Source organism: Sphingomonas sp., from assembly GCF_048594985.1.
In the GTDB taxonomy this organism is placed as follows: domain Bacteria; phylum Pseudomonadota; class Alphaproteobacteria; order Sphingomonadales; family Sphingomonadaceae; genus Sphingomonas_I.
Genome location: NZ_JBMDXG010000251.1, coordinates 1 through 7,213, shown reverse-complemented (window position 1 = coordinate 7,213; position 7,213 = coordinate 1). Strand labels below are relative to the sequence as shown.

Annotated in this window: 8 protein-coding genes and 1 pseudogene; 5 read left to right on the top strand and 4 right to left on the bottom strand. The window is 69.8% G+C overall.

Annotated features, from left to right (window positions below):
- The first annotated feature begins 96 nt into the window (after window positions 1–96).
- The 3 genes from lspA to ACOJSF_RS10240 are packed head-to-tail and all read left to right on the top strand — an operon-like array spanning window position 97 to window position 1,959.
- On the top strand, window positions 97–594 hold the full coding sequence (gene lspA / locus ACOJSF_RS10250; protein ID WP_420142109.1) for a signal peptidase II: 498 nt from the start codon (window positions 97–99) through the stop codon (window positions 592–594).
- The gene (locus ACOJSF_RS10245) at window positions 594–1,025 is read left to right on the top strand and encodes a DUF3035 domain-containing protein (RefSeq protein WP_420142108.1); all 432 of its coding nucleotides are present in this window, start codon (window positions 594–596) and stop codon (window positions 1,023–1,025) included. Before lspA ends, ACOJSF_RS10245 begins: the two co-directional genes overlap by 1 nt.
- A gap of 16 nt (window positions 1,026–1,041) precedes the next feature.
- On the top strand, window positions 1,042–1,959 hold the full coding sequence (locus ACOJSF_RS10240; RefSeq protein ID WP_420142107.1) for a pirin family protein: 918 nt from the start codon (window positions 1,042–1,044) through the stop codon (window positions 1,957–1,959).
- A gap of 32 nt (window positions 1,960–1,991) precedes the next feature.
- On the opposite strand, the gene ACOJSF_RS10235 is transcribed toward ACOJSF_RS10240, so the two are convergent.
- Window positions 1,992–2,921 (bottom strand): NmrA/HSCARG family protein, encoded by a 930-nt coding sequence (locus tag ACOJSF_RS10235; RefSeq protein ID WP_420142106.1) that lies wholly within the window; start codon window positions 2,919–2,921, stop codon window positions 1,992–1,994.
- Window positions 2,922–3,020: 99 nt separating this feature from the next.
- Here ACOJSF_RS10235 and ACOJSF_RS10230 point away from each other — a divergent pair, with 99 nt between their 5' ends.
- Window positions 3,021–3,428 carry a winged helix-turn-helix transcriptional regulator gene (locus ACOJSF_RS10230; RefSeq protein ID WP_420142105.1) on the top strand — a complete coding sequence of 136 codons (408 nt, stop codon included), beginning with the start codon at window positions 3,021–3,023 and terminating at the stop codon, window positions 3,426–3,428.
- Window positions 3,429–3,461: 33 nt separating this feature from the next.
- Here ACOJSF_RS10230 and ACOJSF_RS10225 read toward each other — a convergent pair.
- The 3 genes and pseudogenes from ACOJSF_RS10225 to ACOJSF_RS10215 form a co-directional block, all read right to left on the bottom strand.
- A pseudogene (locus tag ACOJSF_RS10225) lies at window positions 3,462–4,586 on the bottom strand (hydrolase).
- 146 nt (window positions 4,587–4,732) lie between these two features.
- The gene (gene glk, locus ACOJSF_RS10220; protein ID WP_420142104.1) at window positions 4,733–5,710 is read right to left on the bottom strand and encodes a glucokinase; all 978 of its coding nucleotides are present in this window, start codon (window positions 5,708–5,710) and stop codon (window positions 4,733–4,735) included.
- A gap of 50 nt (window positions 5,711–5,760) precedes the next feature.
- Window positions 5,761–6,336, bottom strand: a complete 576-nt coding sequence (locus ACOJSF_RS10215; protein ID WP_420142103.1) for a transcriptional regulator — start codon at window positions 6,334–6,336, stop codon at window positions 5,761–5,763.
- A 29-nt stretch (window positions 6,337–6,365) separates the two neighbouring features.
- Here ACOJSF_RS10215 and ACOJSF_RS10210 point away from each other — a divergent pair.
- Window positions 6,366–7,213 (top strand): oxygenase MpaB family protein (locus tag ACOJSF_RS10210; protein ID WP_420142102.1); only part of this gene is annotated, 848 nt, incomplete at its 3' end.

Below are 7,213 nucleotides of genomic sequence, written 5' to 3'. Positions count from 1 at the left end.
TGCGCAGGCGGGGGCCCAGGTCTCGGCGGGGGAAACTCGCCGATTGCCGCACTAGAGATCGGCCCCTGCCTGCGCAGGGGCGACGGAGCATCAGGCATGACCACGCGCCCGCTCGGCTGGATCGTCGCCGCCTTCGTCTTCGCGCTCGATCAGCTCACCAAATGGTGGATCACCGGGCCGCTCGCTCTGCCCTATATCGACCAGATCGAGTTGCTGCCGATCTTCCGCCTCGTCTGGGTGGCGAACCATGGCGTGTCGATGGGGTTTCTGGTCGCCGACAGCGCGGCGCAGCGTTGGACGCTGGCGGCGGTGACCGCGGCGATCGCGATCTTCGTCGCGGTCTGGCTGTGGCGCGAGCGGCGGACGTGGGACGGCGTGGCGCTCGGCCTCGTGCTCGGCGGGGCGCTCGGCAACATCCTCGATCGGGTGCGGCTCGGCTACGTCACCGATTTCCTCAACCTTCACTTCGGCGCATGGTCGCCCTTTGTGGTCTTCAATGTCGCCGATGCTGCGATTAGCATCGGCGTGGCCTTGTTGGTGCTGCGCGCGGTCACGACGCGCGACGTGCCGGCCCCCGCGGAGGATTCTAAGTGATGAACAAGCGTAACCTGGCCGCGGCCTGCTCGCTGGCGCTGCTCGCGCTGGCCGGTTGCCGCAGCTCCGCCAGCTCGGGCGTGTTCGCCGCGCGCAAGGGGGTGCCCGACGAGTTCGCGGTCGGCCGCGCCGCGCCGCTCACCGTGCCGCCCGATTTCGCGCTGGTTCCGCCGCGCCCGGGTCAGCCGCGCCCGCAGGATGCCGACAGCTCGCAGCAGGCGCTCGACGCGCTGTACGGCGGTCCGCGTCAGGTGAGCCAGGGTGAGCAGTCCTTGCTCAACGCCGCCGGCCCCGCGCCCACGCCGGGCGTGCGCTCGGACGCGCGCAACACCGGCACGTCGCAGGTGGTGAACAAGGGCGCGGCGACGCGCGACATCCTGAACGCACCCGACCAGACCAATCCGCAGGCGAACGCCAGCACGCCGCAATAGCGAGGGGGACAGGGCGATGGCGGTACGGGATAGCGGGGTCGACGGCGTCGATCTGGTGATCCTGCCGCCGTCGCGCGACCTGGGCGACGGCTTCACCGTCCGTCGCGCTTTGCCGCAGCCGCAACGGCGGATGGTCGGCCCGTTCGTCTTCTTCGATCAGATGGGGCCGGTCACGCTGTCGCCGGGCACCGGCCTCGACGTGCGGCCGCATCCGCATATCGGCCTCGCCACGATCACCTACCTGTTCGATGGCGAGATCATGCACCGCGACAGCCTCGGCTCGGTCCAGCCGATCCGCCCGGGCGAGGTCAACTGGATGACCGCCGGGCGCGGCATCGTCCATTCCGAACGCAGCCCTGATGGCTCCCGCGCCGCCGGCCCCTCGCTGTTCGGGCTCCAGCTCTGGGTAGCGCTCCCCGCCGCGCATGAGGAGACCGATCCGGCCTTCGTCCATCATGATGCGGGCGACATTCCCGAGGGCCGGTTCGACGGCGCGACCGTGCGTCAGATCGTCGGCGCGACCGACGGGCTGGCCTCGCCCGTCGCAACCTTGTCCGACATGATCTATATCGACATCGCGATCGCGCCGGGCGGCCGCTATCGCGTGCCCGGCGACCAGATCGAGCGCGCTTTCTACCTCGTTGCGGGCGGTGTCACCGTCGACGGTCAGTCGTTCGGCCCGTCCGAACTGGTCGTGCTGAAGCCGCATGCGGAGATCGTGCTGGAGAGCGAGCAGGGCGCGCAGTTGGTGATCGTCGGTGGCGAGCCCTTCCCCGAGCCGCGCTACGTCAACTGGAACTTCGTCTCCAGCCGGCCCGACCGGATCGAACAGGCGCGCGCGGACTGGCGCGCGCAACGTTTCCCCGCCGTCCCCGACGAGCACGAATTCATCCCGCTCCCCGCCGATCCGCCGCCGCCGGTGCGCTACCCGTAAGGCGGCGAGATGATGCGCCCGCCGGGTTCGGATCAGGCGCCCCGGTCATATTGCCAAGTGCCCGATACGCCCAGCGCGCGCTCAAACGCGTCGCGTCCGCTGCCCGCCAGCCAGGTGTCGAACGACTGCATCTCAGGGTTGATCGCGCGCAGCGCGTCGAGATTGGCGTGGCCGGCAAGCGGCCCCGCGTCGAGCAGCGCCGCCAATCCACCGAGGAAGGGATTGCTCGCCAGCAAAGCGTCGGGAAAGCGGCTGTAAGCGATCGGCCGTCCGGCCGCCCGCGAGAAGGCCTCGCCGATCTGTGCGCCGGTCAGCGCGTCGCCGGCAATCTCCAGCGTCTGGCCGCCGAAGCGATCCGCGTCGGCGAAGATCGGCGCGACGAACTTGCCGATATCCTCGACCGCGATGAACTGCATTGCCTGGTCCGGGCACGGGAAGAAGCTGAAGCGACCCTCGTTCAGGCCGAATCCCGGCATCGTCAGCATGTCCATGAAGGTGACCGGCCGCACGATCGTCCAGGTCAGCGGAAGGGTACGGACATGGTTCTCGATCGCGCGCTTGCTGTCGAAATGGCCCATGCCGGTCGGTGCCCCTTCCGCGCCACTGATCGAACAGGTCGAGCTGTAGACCAGGTGCCGCACGCCCGCCTCGACCGCGAGATCGGCGATGGAGACGCCGTACCGCACCTCGTCGGCATCGGTGATCTCGCCGCCGGGTGAACTGGTCTGGACGCTGAACACGCCCCGCGCGCCGATCATGGCCGGGCGCAAGGACGCCGGATCCGCCATGTCGCCTCGCACCAGTTCGACACCCCGCTCGGCCAGCGCGGTGGCCTTGGCGGACGCCGGATCGCGGACCAGCGCCCTGACCGACGCACCGGCCTTCAACAGCGCGTCGGCGACGGAGCCGCCCTGATGCCCCGTCGCGCCGAAAACCAGAATGGGGGGAGTATCGCCGCTCATGAAGGACCCTCGTGCTCAACCGAGGGTTACTCATCTATACCGGGGCGAAGCGCTCACAAGACGGCACATTTTTCGCCCTCAGGCACAAGGATGATACGCGTGGAGAAGCTGATCCATGGTCGGCCCTATCGCGAGACGCCGGACGGGCCACGCTTCCGGCCCTGCGTGCCGAACAGCGTCCTGTCCCGCCTCGGCGACAAATGGACCATCCTGGTCATGTCGCACCTTGCCGTGGCGGAGGGCCATCGGCTGCGTTTCTCCGCGATGATGGCGAGTATCGAGGGCATTACCCAGCGGATGCTGACCCTGACTCTGCGCAACCTCGAGCGCGACGGCCTGCTGACGCGCCATTATTTTCCCGAAGTGCCGCCCCGCGTCGAATATGAACTGACCGCGATGGGCGCCAGCATGCTGCCTGCGCTGGAGGGGTTCACGTCGTGGATCAAGGATCATTGGCCGCTGATCGAGGCAAGCCGGCGGGCCTATGACGGCGATGGCCAAAGCTGACGGGCGGCGTGGCGTCTATTCGCGGTCAGCCGGTCAAAGCAGGGATCGTTCGAGCTTGGCGCGGATCCCAGGGCCGTCGATGGCGCCGTCCGCCAGCTTCGCAAGCAGCAGCGCGGACAGGCGCGCGCGTTCGAGGAAGCTGTCGGGCCAGGCGAATTCGCGCACGGAATGGATGTCGCCGCCGCGCACGCCCAGCGTGTCGATGCCGGGAAGGCCGGCCGCGAACAGATTGTTGCCCTCGCACACGCCACCCGACGGCGCCCAGCCGATCGTCTGCCCGATCAGCGCGCCGGTCGCGCGGACACCCGCGAACAGCCGTTCCTGCGCGGGGACGAACGGCTTGGGCCGGCGCGTGATGCCGCCGTGGAGCGCGACCGCAATTCCCTCGCCGCCGCCCTCATCCAGCGCTTCCTCGATCCCGCGCATCAGCCACGCCTCGTCTTCAGGCAGGGGAAGGCGCGCGTTGAAGCGCAGCACCGCCACGTCGGGCACGGTGTTGAGCGGTGCGCCGCCGTCGATCCGCGCGACATTGACTGTCACCCCCTCGCGCCGCCCGTTGAGCGCGTCGAGCGCTTGCGCAATGCGCGCGGCGGCGACGATGGCATTGCGCCCCGCCGCGAAGTCGCGCCCGGCATGCGCCGCGCGGCCCGTCACCCGGACGTGAAAATTGCCCGATCCCTTGCGCGCCGAAACGAGCGTCCCGTCGGCGAGCGCGGGCTCGTAAGTCATGCCGACATGTGCGCGCGCGCCAAGCTCCGCCAGCAGCGGGGCGGAGGCGAGCGAGCCCGTCTCCTCGTCGGGCGAGAGCAGCACCGTCTAGCCCAGCCGCGCCGCCGCCGCATGCGTTTCGAACGCCGCCAGCGCGGCCAGCATCACGCTGATCCCGCCCTTCATGTCGGCGATGCCCGGGCCGTTGAGCGCGCCGTCTTCGCGCGGGCTTACCTCGCGAAACGCCGTAGCGGCGGGATAGACCGTGTCATAATGGCCCGTCAGCGCGACCTGCACCGGCGCCTCCGGACGGACGGTCAGCCGGAGTGCCACGCCATTCTCGCCTGCGCGGATCGATCCGTCGTCCGCGACTTCGGTCGTGGGCGGCAGCGCGATCCGCTCGACCGCGCCCGGCAAGGTCGCCAGCGTTTCGGCCAGCGGGGCGGCCATCGCCTCCAGCCCGTCGAGGTTGCGGCTGCCGCTGTTGATCGCGCACCATCCGATCGCGCGCGCCACGATCGTCTCGCGGACCCCGTCCAACCGGGTCAGCATCGCCCGGTCTGCGGCGGTCAGTGCCGGCGGGCGATCCTGGTCGGTCAGGCGTGATGCTCCTGCGCGAACGCCGCCGCCGCGCCGTAAAGGCCCGGCTGCGGATGCGTGATCAACTTGACCGGAATGGCCGACATCATCTGCTCGAACCGCCCCTTGGCGACGAAGCGCTGTCCAAAGCCCGAATGCGGCAGATGGTCGGCCACGCGCAGCCCGACACCGCCCGCGATCACCACCGCCGACGCGCCCTGCGCCAGCGCGATGTCGCCCGCGACCGATCCCAGCGACAGGCAGAAGCGGTCGAGCGCCGCCGCCGCCAGCTTGTCGCTGCCCTCCAGCGCCGCGATCCACAATGTCTTGTCGTCGACCGGAGCCACGGCGCGATTTTCGAGGCTCGCCAGCGCGCCGTAGATATTGTTGAGGCCCGGCCCCGACACGACCCGCTCGGTCGATACGCGGCGGTAGCGCGCGCGCAGCGTCTTGAGGATGCCGTCCTCAATCGAATCGAGCGGCGCGAAATCGACATGCCCGCCCTCGGTCTCTCGCACGCGATAGTCGTTGCCGCCAAGCCGCAGGACGTAAGCGACGCCGAGGCCCGTGCCCGGCCCGAGCACGCTGATCACGCCATCGTCGGGCAGGTCGCGCTCCGGCCCGCAGAGATGGCGCAGGTGCGTCGGGTCGCAGCGCGCGACCGCATGCGCGACCGCGCCGAAATCGTTGACCAGGGTATAGCGGTCGACGCCCAGCTTTTCGGGGATCAAAGCGGGCCGGATCACCCACGGATTGTTGGTCAGTTTCAGCACATTGCCCTGGATGGGCGCGGCGATGGCGATCGCCGCCGCGCGCGGCAGCGGCGCGTCCTGCATGTCGGCGAAGGCCTCCAGCGCGAGCTGCAGGCTGGCATGCTCGGCCGTCTTGAACGTGGCCTCGGGCGCAAGGTGGACGACGCGGCCGTCCTCGACTTCCGCCAGCGCGAAACGCGCATGCGTGCCGCCGATGTCGATCGCCACGACTTTGGTGGTCAAAAGCTGTCCCCCTCGCTGGACAAGTGTGTCGCGGGGTCAGCCCTTAGCCGCTAATCCGCAGTGTCGACAATGTCGGTGTTCGCACACGCAAAAGCCGCGCCGGCGGCACGGACCGCGCGCCACCGGTCGCGTTCGAGCCGCGCATCCGCCAGCGCGCGGTGCGCGGGGCGGACGGGGGCCATCTCCGCGAGCGTTCGCGCGACGAGCGCGCTTACGATAGCCTCCAGCCGGTCCAGCGGGATCACGCCGACCAACGCCGCACGTGCCGCATCCGCGAACGCCGCGTCGCTGTTGCGCAGGCGCAGCGCATGGCGCGGCAGCCCGGCGGCGCGCAGCAGCGCGCTCAGCCACTTGCCGTCCCATGACGGCGCACTCGCGTGGAGCTGATGGCCGGACAGCGCCTCCACCATCCGCCGCGCCACCACGTCATGTGCGGTACCTTCGCTCGCCAGCGTCGCGCGACCGATGCCGTGGATCACCTGCGCGCGGTCGTCCCAATCGGTCCAATTGGGTGCCGGGCGGATCAGATATGTTTCCTCCCTGCCGTCCTCGAACACCCAGGCAACCTCGATCGGTACGCCTTGCTTGCCGAGCGATGTCGCTTCGAAGTCGAGGAAGACGAGCATTCCCGGGCAACGCGCGAGAACCCTTGGCGATGCGGGAGCGTTCGGGGGTGATGCCGGGACCGCGCCACGCCATCGAAGCCCAGATCCACCGGCTGGTGGGCTTCGGGACCGGCGATGTCGATCTGGACAGCGGCGATGCCGGCCTGTTCGGTCCGGAATCGGCGGCGTGGACGGTCCATGCCGATTTCACCGCGATGATGATCGGCGGGATCGCGGCACTCCTGCTCCAGATGCTTCATCCCGCCGCGCTGGCGGCGGTGTGGGACCATTTCGACTTCCGCGGCGACATGCGCCTCCGCCTGCGCCGTACCGCGCAGTTCGTTGCCGGCACGACCTATGGCTCGACCATGGAGGCGGAACGGCTGATCGCCCGCGTCCGGATGGTGCATGCGCGCGTGCGCGGGACGATGCCCGACGGCACGCCATACTCCGCCGACGATCCCGGCCTGCTCGCCTGGGTCCACGCGGCCGAGGTGTCGAGCTTTCTCGCCGCGCATGTCCGCTATTGCGACCCGCATTTTCCGGAAGAGGCGCAGGATCGCTATCTTCGGGAGGTGGCGGTGATCGCGCAGCGCCTCGGCGCGATCCATGTCCCGCAAAGCCGCGCCGCGCTCGATCGATATTGGGCGGACATCCGGCCGGAACTGCGCGCCGACGATCGCACGCGCGTGATGGCCCGCGCGCTGCTGGGTCAGCGGGCGCCCAAGCGAGTGATGGCCCCGCTCGGCCGGGTGATGATGGAGGCGGGCATTGATCTGCTGCCCGATTGGGCGCGCGCGATGCACGGTTTCGGGCCGCGTCCGCAGGCGTTGCTCCGTGTCGGCGTGGCGGGGGCTGGGGGCGTGCTGCGCTGGGCCTTGCGCGACGGGTCGGCGGC

What these genes read in the sequence shown, in the direction of transcription:
- ACOJSF_RS10215 (WP_420142103.1), bottom strand. Translation starts at nt 6,336, where the DNA reads ATGCTCGTCTTCCTCGACTTCGAAGCGACATCGCTCGGCAAGCAAGGC.
- ACOJSF_RS10245 (WP_420142108.1), top strand. Translation starts at nt 594, where the DNA reads ATGAACAAGCGTAACCTGGCCGCGGCCTGCTCGCTGGCGCTGCTCGCG.
- lspA (WP_420142109.1), top strand. Translation starts at nt 97, where the DNA reads ATGACCACGCGCCCGCTCGGCTGGATCGTCGCCGCCTTCGTCTTCGCG.
- ACOJSF_RS10240 (WP_420142107.1), top strand. Translation starts at nt 1,042, where the DNA reads ATGGCGGTACGGGATAGCGGGGTCGACGGCGTCGATCTGGTGATCCTG.
- ACOJSF_RS10235 (WP_420142106.1), bottom strand. Translation starts at nt 2,921, where the DNA reads ATGAGCGGCGATACTCCCCCCATTCTGGTTTTCGGCGCGACGGGGCAT.